A 531-nucleotide genomic window follows, 5' to 3' on the forward strand; every position below is an offset into this window, starting at 1 on the left:
GCTGAGTGCATATTGAGTCCAGTCACCGCCGGTTCTACCTCCATTAGTCATAACTGCTCTCAGTTTGTTGTTAAGACGGTTACCTTTGACTACACCGTCAGCGTAGAACCCACTTGCGTCGTACCAGGTTGCATACAGACCGAGACCGTAGCTGTCGATTTTGCTTGTACCGCCGCGGGCATGTTTCACTTTGTTATCGCTAAAGGACATGAATGCGCCGGCGACGAGGCTGCCGCGCGCAAAGTCTGTCCTGGTGTCAGCACCGATCTCAAGTCCGTTCTGGCTCAACTTATAGGCCGTGCCATTGCTTGTATCAATGTCACTTTTACTGCCGAGGTAGTGTCCCCATACGTTGCTTTCTGGTCCGGTTTTATCCAGACTCGCGCGATATGTGCGCAGGCCATCCAGCTCAGAGTGGATGACGTTCAGACCTGCATTGGACATGGCCAGTATGGCATCGGTTGCAGGGGTGGTCATCGGCTTCTTGCCGCCGTTCCCGCCTGCATTGCCGTTAGCACCACCGCCAGGGTT

Annotated in this window: 1 protein-coding gene; it reads right to left on the reverse strand. The window is 54.4% G+C overall.

The features are described from left to right. A partial coding sequence (locus K5E19_RS23825; RefSeq protein WP_221553383.1) for an autotransporter outer membrane beta-barrel domain-containing protein occupies window positions 1–531 on the reverse strand: 531 nt, incomplete at both ends.

Source organism: Enterobacter sp. RIT637 (assembly GCF_019718755.1).
Lineage (GTDB): Bacteria > Pseudomonadota > Gammaproteobacteria > Enterobacterales > Enterobacteriaceae > Enterobacter.